18 protein-coding genes are annotated in these 19,079 nt (G+C 68.3%); 10 read left to right on the plus strand and 8 right to left on the minus strand.

Annotated features, from left to right (window positions below):
• The first annotated feature begins 88 nt into the window (after positions 1 to 88).
• Together ACFSXZ_RS31145 and ACFSXZ_RS31150 are read left to right on the plus strand one after the other, a co-directional pair.
• The gene (locus ACFSXZ_RS31145; protein WP_378269029.1) at positions 89 to 1,420 is read left to right on the plus strand and encodes an MFS transporter; all 1,332 of its coding nucleotides are present in this window, start codon (positions 89 to 91) and stop codon (positions 1,418 to 1,420) included.
• A 61-nt stretch (positions 1,421 to 1,481) separates the two neighbouring features.
• On the plus strand, positions 1,482 to 2,705 hold the full coding sequence (locus tag ACFSXZ_RS31150) for a serine hydrolase domain-containing protein (RefSeq protein WP_378269030.1): 1,224 nt from the start codon (positions 1,482 to 1,484) through the stop codon (positions 2,703 to 2,705).
• 28 nt (positions 2,706 to 2,733) lie between these two features.
• On the opposite strand, the gene ACFSXZ_RS31155 is transcribed toward ACFSXZ_RS31150, so the two are convergent.
• The 5 genes from ACFSXZ_RS31155 to ACFSXZ_RS31175 form a co-directional block, all read right to left on the minus strand.
• Positions 2,734 to 3,111, minus strand: a complete 378-nt coding sequence (locus tag ACFSXZ_RS31155; RefSeq protein ID WP_378269031.1) for a VOC family protein — start codon at positions 3,109 to 3,111, stop codon at positions 2,734 to 2,736.
• A gap of 119 nt (positions 3,112 to 3,230) precedes the next feature.
• Positions 3,231 to 4,001 (minus strand): ATP-binding cassette domain-containing protein, encoded by a 771-nt coding sequence (locus ACFSXZ_RS31160; protein ID WP_378269032.1) that lies wholly within the window; start codon positions 3,999 to 4,001, stop codon positions 3,231 to 3,233.
• Complete coding sequence (locus ACFSXZ_RS31165) at positions 3,998 to 4,969, minus strand: ABC transporter permease (RefSeq protein WP_378269033.1); 972 nt, start codon at positions 4,967 to 4,969, stop codon at positions 3,998 to 4,000. Before ACFSXZ_RS31165 ends, ACFSXZ_RS31160 begins: the two co-directional genes overlap by 4 nt.
• A 5-nt stretch (positions 4,970 to 4,974) precedes the next feature.
• A complete protein-coding gene (locus tag ACFSXZ_RS31170) occupies positions 4,975 to 5,994 on the minus strand; it encodes a substrate-binding domain-containing protein (RefSeq protein WP_378269035.1) in 1,020 nt (339 codons plus the stop codon).
• Positions 5,995 to 6,086: 92 nt separating this feature from the next.
• Positions 6,087 to 6,500 carry a cold-shock protein gene (locus ACFSXZ_RS31175; RefSeq protein ID WP_378269037.1) on the minus strand — a complete coding sequence of 138 codons (414 nt, stop codon included), beginning with the start codon at positions 6,498 to 6,500 and terminating at the stop codon, positions 6,087 to 6,089.
• 261 nt (positions 6,501 to 6,761) lie between these two features.
• Between ACFSXZ_RS31175 and ACFSXZ_RS31180 the strand changes: the two genes are divergently transcribed.
• Genes ACFSXZ_RS31180 through ACFSXZ_RS31200 form a run of 5 tightly spaced genes read left to right on the plus strand, consistent with a single transcriptional unit; the run spans position 6,762 to position 11,397 of the window.
• Positions 6,762 to 7,550, plus strand: a complete 789-nt coding sequence (locus ACFSXZ_RS31180) for an ABC transporter ATP-binding protein (protein ID WP_378269038.1) — start codon at positions 6,762 to 6,764, stop codon at positions 7,548 to 7,550.
• Positions 7,537 to 8,394, plus strand: coding sequence for an ABC transporter permease (locus ACFSXZ_RS31185; RefSeq protein ID WP_378269040.1), 858 nt, complete (start codon positions 7,537 to 7,539; stop codon positions 8,392 to 8,394). The genes ACFSXZ_RS31180 and ACFSXZ_RS31185 overlap by 14 nt, the downstream gene beginning before the upstream one ends.
• A 31-nt stretch (positions 8,395 to 8,425) precedes the next feature.
• A complete protein-coding gene (locus ACFSXZ_RS31190; RefSeq protein ID WP_378269042.1) occupies positions 8,426 to 9,538 on the plus strand; it encodes an ABC transporter substrate-binding protein in 1,113 nt (370 codons plus the stop codon).
• A gap of 20 nt (positions 9,539 to 9,558) precedes the next feature.
• Entirely contained in the window at positions 9,559 to 10,737 is a 1,179-nt protein-coding gene (locus tag ACFSXZ_RS31195) for a CaiB/BaiF CoA transferase family protein (protein WP_378269043.1), read from the plus strand.
• Positions 10,738 to 10,788: 51 nt separating this feature from the next.
• Positions 10,789 to 11,397 (plus strand): TetR/AcrR family transcriptional regulator, encoded by a 609-nt coding sequence (locus ACFSXZ_RS31200; protein WP_378269044.1) that lies wholly within the window; start codon positions 10,789 to 10,791, stop codon positions 11,395 to 11,397.
• On the opposite strand, the gene ACFSXZ_RS31205 is transcribed toward ACFSXZ_RS31200, so the two are convergent.
• Positions 11,394 to 13,013, minus strand: coding sequence for a long-chain fatty acid--CoA ligase (locus tag ACFSXZ_RS31205; RefSeq protein WP_378269045.1), 1,620 nt, complete (start codon positions 13,011 to 13,013; stop codon positions 11,394 to 11,396). The two genes, ACFSXZ_RS31200 and ACFSXZ_RS31205, sit on opposite strands and share 4 nt — an antisense overlap.
• Positions 13,014 to 13,215: 202 nt before the next feature.
• On the opposite strand from ACFSXZ_RS31205, the gene ACFSXZ_RS31210 reads away from it, so the two are divergent.
• The gene (locus tag ACFSXZ_RS31210) at positions 13,216 to 14,100 is read left to right on the plus strand and encodes an SMP-30/gluconolactonase/LRE family protein (RefSeq protein ID WP_378269047.1); all 885 of its coding nucleotides are present in this window, start codon (positions 13,216 to 13,218) and stop codon (positions 14,098 to 14,100) included.
• Between the two features lie 38 nt (positions 14,101 to 14,138).
• The gene (locus ACFSXZ_RS31215) at positions 14,139 to 14,570 is read left to right on the plus strand and encodes a hypothetical protein (protein WP_378269048.1); all 432 of its coding nucleotides are present in this window, start codon (positions 14,139 to 14,141) and stop codon (positions 14,568 to 14,570) included.
• Positions 14,571 to 14,574: 4 nt separating this feature from the next.
• On the opposite strand, the gene ACFSXZ_RS31220 is transcribed toward ACFSXZ_RS31215, so the two are convergent.
• Positions 14,575 to 15,441 carry an NAD(P)-binding domain-containing protein gene (locus tag ACFSXZ_RS31220; RefSeq protein WP_378269102.1) on the minus strand — a complete coding sequence of 289 codons (867 nt, stop codon included), beginning with the start codon at positions 15,439 to 15,441 and terminating at the stop codon, positions 14,575 to 14,577.
• 161 nt (positions 15,442 to 15,602) lie between these two features.
• Here ACFSXZ_RS31220 and ACFSXZ_RS31225 point away from each other — a divergent pair, with 161 nt between their 5' ends.
• Positions 15,603 to 17,153: a S53 family peptidase gene (locus tag ACFSXZ_RS31225; protein ID WP_378269050.1), complete on the plus strand. Its 1,551-nt coding sequence runs from the start codon at positions 15,603 to 15,605 to the stop codon at positions 17,151 to 17,153.
• Positions 17,154 to 17,194: 41 nt separating this feature from the next.
• Here ACFSXZ_RS31225 and ACFSXZ_RS31230 read toward each other — a convergent pair whose 3' ends face one another.
• Positions 17,195 to 18,814, minus strand: coding sequence for an arylsulfotransferase family protein (locus tag ACFSXZ_RS31230; protein WP_378269052.1), 1,620 nt, complete (start codon positions 18,812 to 18,814; stop codon positions 17,195 to 17,197).
• Positions 18,815 to 19,079: the final 265 nt, after the last annotated feature.

The following is a 19,079-nucleotide window of genomic DNA, read 5'->3' on the forward strand; positions in this document are numbered from 1 at the left end:
TGCAGGTGGGAAGCCCTGACGCGAGGAACCGCGGCAGGGTCGAGCACCGGAGTCCCCCGTCGAAACAACCGAATCCGGAGGGCGTCCAATGGGGAACGCCAAAGATCTCCTGCACGAACTCGCGACCAAGAAGGCCATGACCCGGCTGCTGCCGGTGCTGGGCATCGCCTACTTCATGTCCTACGTCGACCGGACCAACGTCGCGCTGGCGAAGACGGCGCTGGCGGCCGATGTCGGGGTCGGCGCCGCCGCCTACGGGCTCGGCGCCGGGTTGTTCTTCGTGACCTATGCCCTGCTCGAAATCCCGAGCAACCTGGTCCTCTACCGCATCGGCCCGCGGGTGTGGATCACCCGCATCGCGGTGACCTGGGGCCTGGTGTCCGCCTGCATGATGTTCGTGCGGAACCCCGTTTCCTTCTACATCCTGCGGTTGCTGCTGGGCGCCGCGGAGGCCGGCCTCTTCCCGGCCATGATGTACATGATCACGCTGTGGTTCTCCCAGCAGCACCGGGTGAAGATGGTGGGCATCATCTACGTCGCCCCCTGTGTCGCGACCTTCCTCGGGTCGACCATGGGCGGGGCGCTCATGCAACTCCACGGCCTGGGCGGCCTGCACGGGTGGCAGTGGATGTTCCTGATCGAGGGTGTGGTCACGATGCTCATCGGCATCGTGGTCTGGTTCGCCCTGCCCGGACGGCCCACCGACGCGAAGTGGCTCACCCAGGAGGAAGCGGCCGAACTGTCGGCGCGCGCCGTGGCCAACGACGCCCCCTCGGCGACACGAGTGCGCGGAATCCTGCGCCTGGCTTTCGGTCGCCCGGTGGTGCTCTTCCTCGCCGCGATCTATTTCATCAACCAGGCGATCAGCTCCGGCGTCGGCTTCAACTACCCGGCGCTGTTGCAGACCCTCGGCATCAAGAACTCCGTCCTGATCGGACTCGTCGCGGGTGCGGGCGGCATCTCGGCGCTGGCCGGCGTTCTGTTCTTCCCCTGGGCCAAACGCCGCTTCGGCCGGGAGATCGAAATGATCGGCGCGTGCACCCTCGCCACGCTGATCATCATGCTCGTCTTCCTCTTCTCGAAGAACACGTTCCTGAGCATCGGCTTGATCTTCATCTCCAGCTTCTTCGCGCTGGGCACCCTGCCGTTGTTCTGGTCGGTGGCCATGTCGCGCATGTCGGGACTGGTGGCGGCGGCCGGGCTCGCGTTCATCAACATGGTCGGCATCACCGGCGGATTCGTCGGCCCGTACGTCTACGGTGAGATCGAGGAAGCCACCGGCAGCCTCCTCTCGCCGTACTACGTCGTCGTCGGCGCGGCCGTGGTCGGTGTCGCCCTGGTGCCCGGGCTCATGCTGGCGATCCGCCGGGAAAAGAAGGCCACCACGAGCGAAGACGCGAAGCCGGCGGTTGCTCTGTGACACCTCCGGCGTCGACGCGCGGCAGTCACGGCGACCACAGTGAGTTCGCGAGGGAAATACTGTGACACTCGGTTTGGACCACGGGCGGCTCAAGAGGCTGGACCAGTACTTCGCCCGCTACGTCGATGATGGCGAACTCGCCGGCTGGCAGCTCGCCATCACCAGACACGGAGAAGTGGCCCACCTCGCCGCCTGTGGTCACCGTGACCGCGAAGCCGGGCTGCCGGTCGCCGACGACACGGTGTGGCGCATCTTTTCGATGACCAAACCGATCGCCTCCGTCGCCGCGATGACCCTCTGGGAAGAGGGCGCGTTCGAACTCACCGATCCCGTCAGCCGGTGGATTCCCTCGTTCGCCGACGTCCGCGTCTACGACCGGGGTTCGGTCAACGACTTCGTCGCGGTGCCGGCGGTCGAGCCGGTCCGGGTGTGGCACCTGCTTTCCCACACCTCCGGCATCACCGCCCCCTTCCTCAACACCACCGTGGTCGACGCGCTGTACCGCCGGGCGGGTTTCGGGCTCGGCCAGCCAGGGCCGTCGAGTTTGGCTTCGCTGTGCGACGACATCGCTGGGCTGCCTTTGCTGTTCCAGCCGGGAACGGCGTGGGGGTACGGTTCGTCCACCGACGTGCTCGGACGGCTGATCGAGATCTGGTCCGGGCAGCCGCTCGACGTCGCGATCGCCGAGCGCGTGACCCGTCCGCTCGGGATGGACGATACGGCCTTCTACGCCGACGAAACCCGGGCAGGCCGCCTGGCCGCGTTGTATGTGCCCGGTGTGGAGACCGGTCAGGCCGTCCGGGCGGACGAACTCGGCGACCGGGCCCGGCACGCGCCGCGCGTGTTGTCCGCGGCCGGCGGACTGGTGTCGACGCTTCCCGACTACGTGCGATTCACCCAGATGCTCAGGGGTCAGGGGGAACTCGACGGCGTCCGGATCCTTTCACCCCGCACAGTGCGGCTCATGACGGCCAACCACCTGAGCGGTGACCTCGCGACACTGTCCACCGGAGGGTTCACCCAGGCCTTCTTGGACGGCGTCGGCTTCGGGCTCGGTTTCGCCGTCGTGATGGACCCGGTGAAGTCACACACCATCACCAGCCCCGGCGAGTACTACTGGGGCGGGGCGGCCAGCACCGTGTTCTGGGTCGACCCGGTGGAAGACCTGACCGTCGTGTTCATGACCCAGCTGTTGCCCATCCGGAACGGCATCCTCGTCCCGGGGGAGGCTTTTCCGCTACGGTCGAAACTTCGCCAGCTGGTCTACAGCTCCATTGTGGACTAGATCGGGGGTGACTTCGTAGCGGACGACGTCAGAGCGGGGCCAGGCGGCGCTTGAGCAGGCAGAACTCATTGCCCTCGGGGTCGGCGAGGACATGCCACTCTTCCTGTCCCGTCTGGCCGATGTCGGCCGGGCGGGCACCGAGCCCGAGGAGGCGTTCGAGTTCGGCGTCCTGGTCGCGGTCGGTGGCGTTGACGTCGATGTGCAGCCGGGACTTCCCCTTCTCCGGCTCGTCCCGGCGACTGAGGATGATCGTCGGCTGCGGACCGCCGAACCCTTCGCGCGGCCCGATCTCCACCATGCCATCCTCGCGATCGAGCACGACGAAGTCCAGGACCGCACACCAGAACCGTGCGAGCATCTCGGGATCGCGGCAACCGAGCACGAGCTCACTGATACGACATGCCATGAACGAAACCTACTCTCGGGTGCGGGCGACGATTTCAGGACGGTCGTGATCGGGGCCGTCATCGAGCGGTCTCCTCACGGTCCTTGTGAAGCACGCGCCTTTCGGAGCACAGTGGTGCGTCAGGGGCCGGGGGTCGCGCCGGTCATGAGCGCCACCACACCGCCGGTGTCGATCTCGCTGGTGCGCACGACCGCGACGCGGCGGCCGAGCCGTTGGATGTGTACCCGGTCCGCGACCTCGAACACGGCGGGCATGTCATGACTGATGAGGATCACCGGAAGCCCACGGTCCCGGACGCGGAGAATGAGATCCAGCACCATCCGGGTCTCCTTGACGCCCAGCGCCGCGGTCGGCTCGTCCATGATCACGACGTGCCGGGCGAAGGCGGCACTGCGCGCGACGGCGACGCCCTGGCGCTGGCCACCGGAAAGCGTTTCCACGGGTTGCCGGATCGAGCCGATCCGCATCCGCAGGGCGGCCAGATGTTCTCCGGCTTCCCGCTGCATGCGGCGGGTGTCGAGCACCCGGAACACCGAACCCAGGATTCCCTTGCGCCGGATTTCCCGGCCCAGGAAAAGATTGCTCGTGATGTCCTGCGCCGGCGCGACCGCCAGATCCTGGTAGACGGTCTCTATTCCGGCTCGCCGGGCGTCGGCCGGGCCGTGGAACCGCACCGGCTTGCCGTCGAGGAGGATTTCCCCCTCGTCCGGGACGAGCGCCCCCGAAAGCGCCTTGATCAGGGTCGACTTCCCCGCGCCGTTGTCCCCGACCACGGCGATGATCTCGTCGGGCAACAGCGCGAAGTCGGCGCCGTCCAGCGCGGTCACGTGACCGTACCGCTTGACGAGACCGCGGGCCTCGAGAACGGGCCGTACGCCGATGGCCGTCACTTGCGCCTCCTGCGCGCCAGCTGGTCCACCGAAACCGCCAGGATGACCAGCACACCGGTGATGAGCAGCTGATAGACCGACGAAACGCCGATCAGTTGCAGGCCGTTGCGGATCACGCCCACCAGCAAGGCGCCGAACAGCGTGCCGACGATGCTGCCGCGGCCACCGAACAGGCTGATCCCGCCGAGCACGACCGCGGTGATGCTGTCGAGGTTGTCCGTCTGCCCGGCGTTCGGATCCCCGACCCCGGACCGCGCGACCACCAGCAGCGCCGCGACACCGTAGAGCGCACCGGCCGCGGTGTAGACGCCGACCAGCAGCCGTCGGGTGGAGATCCCGGTCAGCCGGGCGGCTTCCGGGTTGTCCCCCACCGCGTAGATGTGGCGTCCGGTCGCGGTTTTCCGCAGGACGTACCACGCCACCGCGAAGGCCGCGAGCATCACGATCGAGCCATAGGCGATATGCGCGCCACCGAGCGGAAAGGTGTTGCCCAGCGCGTTGAGTTCGGACGGCAGCCCGGTGACGGTCTGCTGGCGCGAGTACAGGAACGTGAGCGCGCTCGCGATGTTCAGCATGCCGAGCGTGACGATGAACGGGGGCAGCTTGATCCGGGTGACCAGCGTGCCGTTCAGCGCGCCGAGCGCCGCGCACAGGCCGATCGCCAGCACGATCGCCAGGACCGGCGGGACGCCGTTGTCGACCGCGAGCCTGGTCATCACGATCCCGCCCAGCGCCATCACGGCGCCGTTGGCGAGGTCGATCCCCGCCGTGAGGATCACCAGTGTCTGGCCGACGGCGAGCGTGCCGACCTCCATGACCTGTTGCAGCACCAGGGAAAGGTTGCCGGTGGTCAAGAAACGGCTCGACTGGGTCGAGAAGAAGACGCACGCCAGAACCAGCGCGGCGAGCGGGCCGAGCGTCGGTTGGGCCAGCGCCCGCCTCAGCGCGGGGACGGCCGTGGTCGTCATGCCCGTCATCCCCAGCAGTTGTCGAGGCCGAACTGGATGTCCTTCGAAGCCACCCCCGGCTGCGCGTGCGCGGTGATCAGGTTGACGCCCGTGTCGGTGTAACCGGAAGGTTTCTTGCCCGTCTTGGCGAAAGTGACCACCGCGTCGAGGCCCTGTGCCGCCATTTTCAGCGGATACTGCTGCGAGGTCGCCGCGATCTGGCCGGACTGGACCGCCTTCACCCCGGTACACCCGCCGTCGATGGCCACGATCATCGTGCTCGCGTCCTTGCCCACGGCCTTCAGCGCGGTGAAGGCGCCCAGCGCGGCGGGCTCGTTGATCGCGTAAACCAGGTTGATGCCCGGATCCTTCTGGAGGCAGTTCTCCATCGCCGTCTGGCCCTTGGTCTGGTCACCGCTGGTGTCCTGCGCGCAGACGATCCGCGGGTCGCCTTCGGGAAGGCCGAAACCCTGAAGGAATCCGGTGTGGCGATCGACGCCGACGGTCACCCCTGGCGAGAGATCGAGCATCGCGATCTTCACCGGTTTCCCGCCTTCGGCGGCCTTCGCGTACGCTCCGATGAGCTTGCCCGCGTCGACGTTGTCGGTGGCGTACAAGGCATCCACGGAGGACCGCGGATTGGGCGGGGTGTCGAGCGCGATCACCACGACACCCTGCTGCCGGGCCTTGTCCAGGGTCGGGGCTATCGCCTTGGGGTCGTTGGGCGTGATCATGATTCCCTTGACGCCCGCCGCGACCATGTTCTGGACCGCGGTCACCTGCCCGGCGTTGTCCCCGTCGTAGGCGCCCGCAGCGGTCATCAGCCGGACCCCGGCCGTCTTCGCCGCCTGCTCGGCGCCGTCGCGCATCTTCACGAAATAGGGGTTGGTGTTGGTCTTGGTGATCAGCGCGACCGCGATCTCATCGTTCGAGCCGCTCGCGCCGCCGCTGCAGCCCGTGAGCGAAGCCGAAGCGGCGAGCGCGGCCGCGATGATCGCGGCACCTCGCCGGGTGTGAGCGCGAAAAAAGGCGTTCCGTACTGCCATCGGACGGACTCCTCGGTGAGAAAAGCGCGTGTTTCGAGCCTAGCAGTTTTGTCTAGACCTTTACTTTCTCTCACCGGTACGGTAAAGCCGAATCAGGTCGCCTCGACCCAGCCGTACTTCAGGGCCAGCACTTCCAGCTGACGGCGCACCTTGAGAATCTGCGCCGCGGTCAGGCCCGGGTCCGCTTCGAGCAGCAACTCGGTCAGCGTGCCCCGGAAATCGACCAGGTCGAGCACGTCACAGAACCCGTCAGCGGCGTCTTCACCGTCGTCCCCGGCCGGGACCGTCCTGACCTCGGCGGCGGTTTCGACGATCTTCACCGAAGACGCCTTCGGACCACGTTCGCCGCCCTCGACCCGGAACTCCACCAGCACGCCGGTGCGCAACCGGCTCTTCTCGTCGAGCAAATCGTTCACGTGCAGAAAAACGTCCTCACCACCGCTGTCCGGAGCGATGAAACCGTAGCCCCGAACCGGATCGAAACTGAGAACCTTACCCCTTGCCACGACCCCTGATTCCATCCTTGACCCCACGAAGATCGTCCACCATCGGTTTCTCCCGCTCCGGAACCGCGTCCTCACGCGCCGGCCGCCGGATGCCGGAGATCCTATTCCGCGCCGTCCGGCCGGATCCCGCGCCCCGGCCACGGGGCTCTGGCCTGGGGGCCGCCGAGGTCGAGCAAAGTGATGCTTGCCAGACGACACTACTAGCGTTACGTTACTAACGAAACGTTAGTTAGGGGCCGCCGTGGACGTGGAGGACACCCTATGTCCGGAATCGTGATCGAAGCGACCGGCGTCGAGCGGACGTTCGTCGCCCGCCGCCAGACGGTCCACGCCCTCGGTCCGGTCGACCTGTCCATCCACAGAGGACAGTTCGTCGCCATCGTGGGCCCGTCGGGGTGCGGTAAGTCGACCCTGCTCCGTATCGTCGCCGGGCTGGCCGCCCCGACCGTGGGCGAGGTGGTCATCGACCGGCACGATCCGCGGGCACCGCTGTGTTCGATGGTCTTCCAGGACTACGGCATCTTCCCGTGGAAGACCGTCCTGGCGAACGTCCGGCTGCCCCTGGACATCGCCGGCGTGCCGCGCCGGGAGGCGAACGCGGCCGCGCGCGACTGGATCGACCGGGCCGGGGTGAGCGGCTTCGAATCCGCTTATCCGGCAACCCTTTCCGGAGGGATGCGCCAGCGCGTCGCCCTGGCCAGGGCGTTCGTGGCCAACCCCGAAATCCTGCTGATGGACGAGCCGTTCGCCGCCCTGGACGCCCAGCTGCGCCTGGTGCTCCAGCAGGAGCTGCTGCGCGTGTGGGAAGCCCATCGCCGGACCATCCTGTTCGTCACCCATTCCATCGACGAGGCCCTGCTGCTGGCCGACCGGGTCGTCGTCCTCTCGTCGCGGCCCGGACGGATCCTCGACGACATCGAAGTCCCCTTCGCCCGGCCGCGCACGCGGGCCGTGCGCTCGGAAACCGAATTCGGCGCCCTCGAAGAGCGCATCTGGCGACTGTTGAAAGGCGAGGTGGAAGAAGTTGAGCGCGCTCATGACGTCGCGTGAACAACTCGGCGGAGGTCACCTCGTCCGCCGCAGGCCCGGCGCCGCCGAGCGCGCCCCGAAACAGCACGCCCGCCGCCGGCGCGCGGTGACCCTCGCACTCGCCTGGGCGACCCCGGTCCTGCTCGTGGCGGCGTGGGAGCTCTCGGCCAGGGCCGGCACGCTCGACACCCGGTTCTTCCCGGCCCCGAGCACCATCTGGCAGGCCGGTGTGCTCTCCGTCGGCGACGGCACCCTGACCGGCGCCGTCGGCGACACGGTCCGCAAACTGCTCATCGGGTACGGCATCGGTGTCGTGTCCGGCGTCGCGCTCGGACTGCTGCTCGGCCTGTCGTGGCTCGCCCGGGCCGCGCTCGAACACACGCTGGTCGCGCTCTACACGCTGCCCAAGCTCGCGCTTTTCCCGGTCTTCCTGCTCATCTTCGGGCTCGGCTCGCTGCCGCAGATCGTGCTGGTGGCGGTCACCGTCTTCTTCGTCGTGGTGCTGGCGTCGACCACCGCCGTCATCTCGGTCGAGCAGGGCTACCGTGACGCCGCCGCCGTCTTCGGCGCCAATCGGGCCCAGTTGCTACGGCACGTCATCCTCCCGGCCGCGATGCCCGCCATCGCGACTTCGGTCCGGTTGACCGCGGGCATCGCCATCCTGGTCATCGTCGGCATCGAGATGGTGTCGGGCGACAGCGGCCTCGGTTACCTGATCTTCCAGCGCTCCCAGGTGTTCGACCCGGCCACGATGTACGCCGCCGTGGTCGTCGCCGGCCTGATCGGCGTGGCCTTCACCGGCCTGGTCACCGGGGCGATGAAGTTCGCGATCCCTCAGCAACGCCCCCGGCTCCACCGTTCGTGACCGCCGCCCTCCCCTGCCCCAGGAGAAAACCATGTTCCCGAGATTCCAGCGACGTCCACTGTGGACCCTACTGCTCGCGACCGGTCTGGCGTTGGCCGCCGCTTGCGCCCCGTCCGGCAACGGTGCCACCGGAAGCCAGGCGGCCAACGCCAAACAGGTGCCGGTACTGCCCGCCGACGTGAGCCTTTCGGGCAAGCCGGGCACCCCGGCACCCAAGCCGCTGGCCACACGCGCGTCGCTGAAGGTCGGCATCCCGTCGAAGCTGGAGCTGGAGGCACCGGCGCTCCTCGCCCAGACCTACGGCGAGTTCGCCAAGGAGAACATCGACGTCACCTTCGTGACCGACACGGTGCCGAACCTGCTCACCCTCCTCGGCCAGAACAAGATCGATCTCGCCTACGCCGGGGCGCAGGCACTGGTGTTCAACGCACTCCGGCACGGCGTGCCCCTGCGCTGGGTTTCGGGCGTCGCCTCGTCCGCGCCGGACAGCGGGGTCTACCTGAGCACGAAGTACGGCAAGTCCGCGCAGGACTTCGACTTCTCGGTGTTGAAGGGCAAGAACATCGGCGTCAACCCGGGCGCGCTGGCGGCGCCGTCGGAATACGGGCTCTACGAGGCCATCACCAAAGGCAAGCTCAGCCCCGGCGACGTGAAGATGACGCCTTTCACCGATATCGCGGCGATGGCACAGGCCCTCAACAACGGCAGCATCGACGGTGCCACGCTCGGGCCGCCCTTCACCGCGAGCCTCAATCCGGGCATCGCTTTCCAGGCGACCCCGGGTTATCCCAAGACCATGCAGATCGCCGGGTATTTCGCGACGACCGACCTGCTCGACGCGCACCGCGCCGCGGGCACGGCGTTCTTCCGCGCGATGGAACGCACCGTGAACACCTACCTCAGCGGTGACTACCACGGCAACGCCGAAGTCATGGCGAAGGTGGCCGAAAACCTCGGCACGACCACGGATCTGCTGAAGGTCGCGCCTTCGGTTTCCTTCGACTTCAACGTGCCCGCCCAGTCCGTGGACAGCCTGCAACAGATGTACCGGGCGGTGCCGAACACGCTGCAGTACAACGACGCCGTCAAACCCGCCGAACTGCTGGACCTGTCGCTCGTCATCGACGCGGCGCAGGGCCGGTGACCAAGGAGGAAGACCGCACGATGAGCGACGCGCTGGCCGGCATCAAGGTCCTCGACGCGGCGACCGTTCTCGCCGGACCGGTTTCGGCCACGATTCTCGGTGACTTCGGCGCCGAGGTGGTCAAGATCGAAGACCCGAAGGTCGGCGACTTCACCCGGAGCGGCGGGCGGTCCCCCAGCTGGTTGCAGGAGGGCCGCAACAAGAAGTCCGTGGCCCTCGATCTCAGGACGCCGGAGGGCCAGGCGTTGCTCCACCGCCTCGTGCCGCACTTCGACGTGGTGGTGACCAACTTCCGCCCGCCGACCCTCGAGCGTTACCGCATGCTGCCGGAGCATCTGCAGCCGCTCAATTCCCGTGCGGTGTTTCTGTACCTGACCGGGTATGGCCTGGACGGGCCGTATCGCGACCGTGGCGCGTTCGACCGGATCGCCAGCGCCTACAGCGGGCTCACCTACGTCACAGGTGAGCCCGGGCGCCCGCCCGTGCGCAGCGGGTACTCCGTCATCGACTACATGAGCGCCTACCTCGCGGCGTTTTCGGTGATGGCCGCCCTGTACCACCGGGACCGCGTCTCGGGTTCCGGACAGGTCATCGACCTGGCGCTGTACGAGGCGGCACTGCGCGCGAGCGAGGATTCGGTGACCTCGTTCGGCCTCGAAGGCCAGGTGCGCGAACGCCTGGGCAACAAGAACCCGGCGATCGTTCCGGCTTCGGACTTCGAAACCGCCGACGGGCAGCGGGTTTCCCTGCATGCCGGCACGGACCCGCTGTTCCGCCGGCTGGCCGAGGTGATGCGCCGGCCCGGCCTCGCCGACGATCCCCGGTTCGCGACGCGCTCCTCGCGCGTCCGGCACGCCGACGAGCTGTATCCGCTCATCGGCGCGTGGGTCGCCGGGCTGACCGCCGAGGAGGTCATGAAGACGCTCAGCGACGCCGACATCCCCGCGTCGCCGATCATGAGCGTCGCCGACCTCGTCCGTGATCCGCACTGCCGGGCCCGCGCTTCGGTGATCACCGTCCCCGATCCCGAGTTCGGCGAGGTTCCGATGGTCGCACCGCTGCCCAGGATGAGCGCCACACCGGGCGCCGTGCGGTGGGCGGGCACCACGCTGGGCGCCCACACCGACGAGGTCCTGGGCGGGCTGGCCGGTCTCACTCCGGACGAACTCGAAGTGCTGCGGGGGCAGGGCGTCGTGTGAGCCGTTCACTACCATGCGACCTCGACGGCCGGACATCCCAGGGGAGATCGAGTGAAAGACACCGCGGAACAGGCGGCCCAGCGCCGGCGGCTGCGCGACCGGGCTCGCACCGAGGCGGACCTGCTCGAGGCGACCTTCGAGCTCCTCCAGCGCGACGGCATCTTCGCCGGGCTCAATCTGCAGGAGGTCGCCGACCGCGCCGGGGTCAACCGGGGCCAGATCTACCAGTACTTCGGTGATCGCCGGTCACTGCTGCGCTCGGCCGTCGCCTACCGGGCCCGGCAGTGGGCCGCCGGGGCGAAACGGCACTGGCAGGCGTCGTTCCTCCAGCGGCGCCGGGCGATGTTCCGCAGCGCCCTGGCCAACCCGGTGTCCACTTTGGTCGAGGCGCTGCTGGCGATCGACCGGGATCCGGACTACCACGTGCTGCCCGAGATCGAAAAGACCAGGGCCGCCCTGGAGCGCGACCAAGCCGTCGGCGATCTCCCCGCGGACGCCGACGCGATCGCCACGCACGCGTTCATGGTGGCCGCCTACAAGGGTTATCTCATCTTCCGCGAAGCGCTCGCGCGCGACACCGGAATCCCCCTCGACGAACTCGACGCCCGCGTGCTGAAGATCCACGACCAGGTGGCCGAGGCGATGGTGACGCGCCGCTAGGGCGCGCTCATCCCTTGTGCCGCCGCGAGTTTCCGGAGTGCCACCTTGGAGAACTTCCCGGTCGCGGTCTTGGGGATCTCGTCGGTGATCCAGAACCTTTCCGGGATCCACCAGGACGCCACCCGTCCTTCGAGGTGACGGCGAATGCCCTGGTCGTCGACCGTGCGTCCGGCGACGGGCACCACGCACGCCAGTGGCCGCTCGCCCCATTTGTCGTCCACGACGCCGATGACCGCCGCCTCGGCGACATCGGGATGGGCCATGATCTCGTTTTCCAACGCGACCGAGGAAATCCACTCACCGCCGGATTTCACCAGGTCCTTGGTGCGGTCGACGATCCGGAGATAACCGTATTCGTCGATGGTGGCGACGTCACCGGTGCGCAGCCAGCCGTCCTCGGTGAACTTGTCCGTGCCCGGGTCGCCGCCGAAATAGCCGGAGGCGATGGTCGGACCGGAAACCTGGAGTTCGCCGGGGGTTTCGCCGTCGTGCGCCACCGGATTCCCGTCGTCGTCGACGATCCTGAGTTCGGTGAGGGGGAGCGACGGGCCGGGCAGGCCGAGTTTGACGCGCCGGGCATCGGGATCGAGATCGTCGTGCACGCTGGAAAGGCGCCCGCAGGCCACGAGAGGGCTGGTCTCGGTCATGCCCCACGAACTGGTCAGCGGAATTCCGGTGGCTTCCTGCCACGCCCGGGAAAGCGCGTCCGGAAGCGCGCTTCCTCCGCTGACCACCATGCGGAGGCTGGACACGTCGGCCTCGCCGAGAAGGGGCTGTATGCCACGCCAGATCGCGGGAACACCGGCGGAGAAGGTGACCCGGTGCCGGGCCATCCGTTCGAGAAGGGCTTCCGGGCTCATCGCCGGACCGGGCAGGACCAGGTCCGAACCGGCCAGCATCGCGGCGTAGGGCAGACCCCAGGCATTGACATGGAACATCGGCACGATCGGCATGACCACGTCTCGCTCGCTGATGGCGAAGGCGTCCGCGCCGAGCAGCAAAAGGGCGTGCAGGACAATCGAACGGTGGCTGTAGAGGACGCCCTTGGGGTTTCCGGTGGTGCCGGAGGTGTAGCACAGGCAGGCGGCCTCGTTTTCGTCCGGCGTCACCGGCCGCGCCGGTTCGCCCACGCCGGCGAGCAATTCTTCGTAATCGACGATCCGCGGGTCGGCCGGGATTTCCCCGGTCGCGCCGTCGTCCATCACCACGATCCGGCGAACACTGCCGAAACCGTCCACCAATGGCCAGACCCGTGGCAGCAGGGAACGATCGACGAAGAGGACATCGTCGGCCGCGTCGTTGACGATATGGGTGATCTCGTCGGCGAACAGGCGGTGGTTCAGGGTGTGCAGCACGCGGCCGCTGCTCGGGACGGCGAGGTAAAGCTCCACGTAGCGCTGGGAATTCCAGCCGAACGCCCCGACGCGGGCCTGGTGCGGAACACCGAGATCGCCGAGCGCGGCGGCGAGCAGGCGGGCGCGGGAGACGACCTCCCGCCAGGTCGCGGTGACCTCCCCGGCCGCCGTCGCGGTGACGATCTTCTTGTGCCCGAACTGTTCCACCCGCCGCATCACCGCGGCGACGTCCAGGGGCCGGTCCTGCATCAACCCACGCATCGAACCTCCGAAACGGTGCCCGCTCGAAACAAGCTACCACGCGGATGACCCCGTGCTCGGACGCTGTTCCGGCCCCGGGTTTCTCCGGCCAATCCCGTTCTCGGGCGTGTGACCGGCCGCTTGACACCGGCCGCCACGCGGGCGACCATGCGGATTGATCACTGTTTTCGAGCTCACGGCATTGGGATCCGGAAAGAGGGACATGGCTGATCCGAGCACCACCCTGGCGACGGGTTTCTGTTTCCTGGAGGCGCCGCGCTGGCACGACGAGCGGATCTGGTTCTCCGATTTCTACACCTACCACGTGTATTCGGCGCGCGAGGACGGTTCCGGCCTGCGCGAAGAGGCCGAGATTCCCGGGCAGCCCTCCGGCCTGGGCTGGCTCCCCGACGGCCGTCTGCTCGTCTGTTCGATGCGCGACCGCCGGATCGTGCGCCGCGAAGCCGACGGCACGCTGGTCACCCACGCCGACCTGAGCGGGCACGCGGCCGGGCACGTCAACGACATGGTGGTCGACGCCCAGGGTCGCGCCTGGGTCGGCAATTTCGGCTTCGGCCTGATGGGCGGCGCTCCGCTGGAACCGGCCGCGCTGCATCGCGTGGATCCCGACGGCACGGTCACCGAGGTGGCCACGGATCTGTGGTTTCCCAACGGAAGCGCGATCACCCCGGACGGCACGCTGCTGGTGGATGAGACCTTCGGTGACCGCGTCACCGCGTTCGACATCACCGAGGACGGGCGACTGGCCAACCGCCGCGTGTGGGCGGAGTTCGGTCCGCTGCCCACCGACCGCGATATCGCGACGATCCTTTCTCGCGTCAAGGTCGCCGCGGACGGCTGCTGCCTCGACGCCGAGGGAGCACTGTGGATCGCCGACGCCAACGGCGGCCGGCTGGTGCGCGTCACCGAGGGCGGCACCATCACCGACGAACGGCGGATCGGAACCGGCGTCTACGCCTGTGCTCTTGGTGGCTCCGACGGAAAGACCCTTTTCGCCTGCGCCGCTCCCGATTTCGACGAAACGGCACGGAAAGCGGCACGTGAGGGCAGTCTCGTCGCGCTCCGGGTAGAGGTTCCCGCGGCCTGAAAGGCGGAGAAACCGCCGGCGCGTTCGGGGCGGGCACGGTGATCGGGTTCGCGGCGGGCGGTGTGCTGGCGCAGTACACGTCGTGGCGGATGATCTTCGCCCTCGGCGCGGTGCTGGTGTTCGTCGCGCTGTGGCTGGTCTGGCGCCGCGGGCCCGAGTCGGCCGCGCGTGCGGAGGGCCGGTTCGACACCAAGGGTGCCGTGGTGTCCTCGATCTCGGCCATCACGCTGCTCGGTGGTCTCACGCTGGCGACCTCGTCAGGCTGGACCTCCCCGGCCACCATCGGCCTGCTCGTCGTGGCCGCCGTCGCCGCGCTGATGTGGATCCGGCACGAACGGTCCACCGAGAACCCGCTGGTCGACCTCGGCGTCCTGGCCGACCGGCGGGTCGCGGTGGTCAACCTGCTCGGCGCCGCTCTGATGGCGGTCGTGATCCCGGCCCGGCACCGCAGTCCCGAGCACGTCTCCTGAGGGCTCACCCCTCCGTTTCCCGGAATGTGCCGAGCACTTCCGCCAGGGAGACGGTTCGGGGCACGTCCTCCGGATCCGTTCGTCCCAGCCGGGTTTCCGATGCTCGCTCGTACGCGGCGGCAACCCCCTCGAACAATTCCGCGGGCAGGCCCGCGGCGGCCTGAGCACGCGCGATCTCCCGCATTTCGCCGACGTAGCGCGCGGACTTGCTCGCGGCCAGCGCGATGTCGAGGGGCCAGCCCGGAACCTGCTCCGGCCAGGTACGGGAGACGTCCGCCAGGAACTCCTCCACCACGCCGTTCGCCGCCGCGGTCAGCAGCGCGTGCATGATCAACGCGTTGGTGCCCTTGTAGACCGACGCCGTGCACATCTTGAGCGCGGACGCCTGGCCCACCTCGTCACTCAACACGAACACCTCGGCCCACGGGTTCTCGATCGTGCCGACCTCCCGGGCACGCTCACCGCTGAGGTAGAGGCGGGTCGACCGGTGTCGTCGCGGACCGGGCGGCGGACCCGAAATCGAGCCGTCCACGAAGTCGAGGCCCGCCTGCCGCAGTGCTTCCCCGATCCGGACCGCCGTCGTGGGAGCGATCGCGTTGAGGTCGGCGACCAGCGGACGGACGCCTGCCGCCGTCGCGGCCTCCGCGATGCTCCGCGCCGCCGCCATCGCGTCGTCGGGCGGGACTATGGACACCACCAGGTCGGCGCCCACCACCTCGGCGCGCGGGACCGTACGCAGCCCGGCCTGCTCCACCAGCGCCCGGGTACGCGCGCTCCGGCCTTCCACACAGGTCACCACATCCGCGCCGCCCGCGCGCCAGCTCGCGCCCATGGCGCTGCCCATCGCGCCCGCTCCGACCAGTCCGATCATCACCACGCGAGGAGACAGTACGCGATTCGCGCCAGGCGGGCACCGGCGCAGGTTCGACGGACCGGCTCGAATCGTCCACATAGGACTCTCCGCGGAGGCTCACTCGCGCTTCACGACGTTATTGGTCTGGTGTCGTCACCCGAGAAGAAAGGTGCGCATCGATGGACCATGTCATTCCCGGCAGCGCTCGTGCGGAACCGGCGGGCGCCGAGGTCGTCGGCCCGGTCGAACCGAGTGGTACCGTCTCGGCGACGCTGGTGCTGCGGCGGCGCTCCGAACTGGACGAAGCACTGGTGACCGGACCGGAAACCGTTACCCCGCGGCAACTCGCCGAACGCTACGGCGCGAGCGACGACGATCTGCGGACGGTGCGTGAAGTACTTGTCGCGGCGGGCCTGACGATCACGGATGTCCATCCGGGATCGCGCCGGGTGACGATCAGTGGTCCCGCGCGACGGATGAGTGGTGTCTTCGGCACCGAACTCACCATGGTACGCAACGCGGATCCGTTCGGTCGCACGATCACGCATCGTGCCCGCACCGGCGAACTGCGCGTCCCCGCCGCGCTGGCCGGCATCGTGACCGCCGTGCTGGGGCTGGACGAGCGTCCGCAGGCCCGCGCCCGGTTCCGGCTGCACCCGGCATCCGCCGCGACGGGATCGTTCACCCCGGACCAACTCGGCGCCCTCTACGCCTTTCCGGCCGGGACGGACGGCACCGGCCAGACCATCGCGATCATCGAACTCGGGGGCGGCTTCCAGTCTTCCGACATCACGACCTACTTCGCCGGCCTGAAGATCCCGGCTCCCCAGGTCACGGCCGTCGGGGTGGACGGCGCCAAGAACAGTCCGAGCGGAGACCCCGGTTCGGCCGACGGCGAGGTGATGCTCGACATCGAAGTCGCCGGCGCGCTCGCCCCGCGAGCCGCCCAGCTCGTCTACTTCGCGCCGAACACCGACCAGGGCTTCCTCGACGCGGTTTCGACCGCGGTGCACGCGACGCCCACTCCGACGGCGGTCAGCATCAGCTGGGGACAGTCGGAGGACGAGTGGACCGCGCAGGCCCGCACCGCGATGGACCAGGTTTTCGCCGACGCGGCGGCACTCGGCGTGACCATCTGTGCCGCCAGCGGCGACAACGGCAGCGCGGACGCCCAGAACGACGGCAACCAGCACGCCGACTTCCCGGCTTCCAGCCCGCATGTCCTCGCCTGCGGCGGCACGAACCTCCGGGCCACCCAGCCCGGGACGATCGAAGCCGAGACGGTGTGGAACACCCCGGGCGGTGGCGCGACCGGCGGCGGAGTCAGTGACGTCTTCGGGCTGCCGGCCTTCCAGAGCACGGCGGGTGTGCCCGAACGACCCGGCGGTGGCCGCGGCGTGCCGGACGTGGCCGGTAACGCCGACCCCGCGACCGGTTACCGGATCCTGGTCGACGGCAAACGGTCGGTGATCGGTGGCACCAGCGCGGTCGCTCCGCTGTGGGCCGCCCTGCTCTGCCGCCTGGCCCAGGCCACGGGCCGCCGGCTGGGCCTGGTGCACACCCGGCTTTACCAGGGGGCGCGGGCAGGTACGCCCCAACCGGGTTTCCGCGACATCACCAGCGGCGACAACGGCGCCTACCACGCCGCCCCCGGATGGGACCCGTGCACCGGCCTCGGCACTCCCGACGGCACCGCGCTGGCCCGGATCCTGACCGGCGGTTCGGCCTGACGGCCGTGTCCGTCCATATCGGACTGGAAGGTTCCCGGGCCTTACTCACCGAGTTCGACCACGTTGGAGGTGCCGATGACCTTGCCCCTCGCGTCGAGGGCCCGTACCTGGAAGTATGGCCCTCGGCTCGGTGTCGGGATCACCGTCTCGAACCCGGATCGCCTGGCGTGTCGGACGACTACGGACAGCGAATCGGGCGTCGGCCCGGCGAGCACCTGCCAAGCCGCGGTTTCCGTCGAGCCGTTCCAGGACGCGTAGACGAGACTCCGCCCGTCGTCGGCCCGTGCCGCCGCACTCGGCGGGTAGTCCGGCAGGCCGGTCCATTCGTACCGGAAAGCGCGATAGGAAACGTTGGAACCCGGCATCATGACGTCGTAAAGCAGATTGCGCCGGCCATTGCCCTGGGTGTTTCCCGGCGCCGCGTATTCGGAATAGTACGATTCCTGGCCCCACCCGATGAACTGATCGCCGTTCGGGAGTGCCTGCACGTTTCCCTGTGATGCCGCGAACAAGGCCGGATCATGAAAGTAGGTGCGGTCGACTGTGGCTCTGCGGTGGCGATAGTCGACATCGAGGATGAGCCCGTGCGACTCCTGCTCGGGCGGGCTGGACGAGGTGGCGCAGCAGCCGTCGTCGAACATGCTGATCCGGTTGCCCGGCCGGAAGCGGGCGTCGTGCTGCCAGAAGAAGTCCGCGCCGGGCCCGAAGGTGAAGTCACTCTTCTTCCCGCCGAACTGCCAGTTGATCGTCCCGGTTTTGCGGGAAATATCGTAGAGTGCCCACATGTTCCGGGCCGAGATCAACAGGTCGCCGTCGGATCCCTCGTCGATCGAATTCATGTGGAAGGCGTCCCAGACTCCACCGGAAGTCACCGCGTCGGAGGCGGGCAGTTCGGAATCGGCCGGGTTCACGTGGTCCAGCATGTCCCAGAAGAAGACGAGCTTGCCCGTGGCGAGATCGACCTCCTGGACCTGATGGTCCTCGATGGCACCGTTCGCCGGTCCGCCGTAGGGGGTCAGGTCCATCGGCACCGCCTTCGACGCGATGAACAGCGCCGTCCCCCGGGAGGTGAGCAGGAATTCGTGGAAATCCGCGTCGAAGCCGTTGCGCGCGAAGACGGTTTTGAGCAGACGGTAGTGGTTGTCGTAGATGTAGTAGCACCCACCCGGTTGAGGCGCGCCCGCCGGAAGATTCGTGTACGCGGGCGGGATGGTGATGGTTCCCTGCCAGAAGGTCAGCACCGGTTGCCGCCGTCCGCTCCTGCGATCGCGGTAGGTCTGCGCCTGGATGTCGGCGTCTTGCAGGTTGGAGAACGGCAGCGGGCGGAAGAAGACCGGATCCCCCGAGTTCCGGTTCATCAGCGCGCCCGTCTGGCCCACCACCTGGGAGAAGTTGTACGGGCCGACGAAGATCCGCCCGGATGCCGTACCGGGTCGCCACGTCTTCACGTCGACCCGCATGGGATGCAGCCCCGGTTCGGAGACGAAGCTCCAGACGTCCGGGCCGGAGGTGATCGGAGGCGATATGGTCGCGCCGGTTGTCGGCGGGGCCGGTTTCGTGGCGCACAGGACGGGCGCCTCCTTCTGGCCGGCGACGGAGAACGGGCAGTTCGCCAGAACGAGGCCCAGCGCGACAGCACCTACCCCGGCGGTGCGAACCATCCTTCTTCCCGCACGGCCGACGGAGGTTTCCCACGCAGGAATCGAAGATCCGGAAAAGTCACGCACCGCGGTTTCCCTTTCACGTCAGTGAAAACCCTGCGGCACAAGACTGACCGTCAGCGGCGTGATCGGTGAAGGCGCGGCGACGCGGTTCATCCCGGCGACCGGGAACATTCACTCCACAAGCGGGCGAACCGCGCCGCGAACGGGCGTCACGCCACAGCCCCGTCACCGTCGCCTATCGGGAACGACCTCAGACAAGTAA

Source organism: Amycolatopsis pigmentata, from assembly GCF_042684065.1.
Lineage (GTDB): Bacteria > Actinomycetota > Actinomycetes > Mycobacteriales > Pseudonocardiaceae > Amycolatopsis_E > Amycolatopsis_E pigmentata.

Coding starts and splice junctions, on each gene's coding strand:
- ACFSXZ_RS31230 (WP_378269052.1), bottom strand. CDS start 18,814: ATGGTTCGCACCGCCGGGGTAGGTGCTGTCGCGCTGGGCCTCGTTCTG.
- ACFSXZ_RS31180 (WP_378269038.1), top strand. CDS start 6,762: ATGTCCGGAATCGTGATCGAAGCGACCGGCGTCGAGCGGACGTTCGTC.
- ACFSXZ_RS31205 (WP_378269045.1), bottom strand. CDS start 13,013: ATGCGTGGGTTGATGCAGGACCGGCCCCTGGACGTCGCCGCGGTGATG.
- ACFSXZ_RS31185 (WP_378269040.1), top strand. CDS start 7,537: ATGACGTCGCGTGAACAACTCGGCGGAGGTCACCTCGTCCGCCGCAGG.
- ACFSXZ_RS31195 (WP_378269043.1), top strand. CDS start 9,559: ATGAGCGACGCGCTGGCCGGCATCAAGGTCCTCGACGCGGCGACCGTT.
- ACFSXZ_RS31220 (WP_378269102.1), bottom strand. CDS start 15,441: ATGATCGGACTGGTCGGAGCGGGCGCGATGGGCAGCGCCATGGGCGCG.
- ACFSXZ_RS31210 (WP_378269047.1), top strand. CDS start 13,216: ATGGCTGATCCGAGCACCACCCTGGCGACGGGTTTCTGTTTCCTGGAG.
- ACFSXZ_RS31170 (WP_378269035.1), bottom strand. CDS start 5,994: ATGGCAGTACGGAACGCCTTTTTTCGCGCTCACACCCGGCGAGGTGCC.
- ACFSXZ_RS31145 (WP_378269029.1), top strand. CDS start 89: ATGGGGAACGCCAAAGATCTCCTGCACGAACTCGCGACCAAGAAGGCC.
- ACFSXZ_RS31225 (WP_378269050.1), top strand. CDS start 15,603: ATGGACCATGTCATTCCCGGCAGCGCTCGTGCGGAACCGGCGGGCGCC.
- ACFSXZ_RS31165 (WP_378269033.1), bottom strand. CDS start 4,969: ATGACGACCACGGCCGTCCCCGCGCTGAGGCGGGCGCTGGCCCAACCG.
- ACFSXZ_RS31190 (WP_378269042.1), top strand. CDS start 8,426: ATGTTCCCGAGATTCCAGCGACGTCCACTGTGGACCCTACTGCTCGCG.
- ACFSXZ_RS31155 (WP_378269031.1), bottom strand. CDS start 3,111: ATGGCATGTCGTATCAGTGAGCTCGTGCTCGGTTGCCGCGATCCCGAG.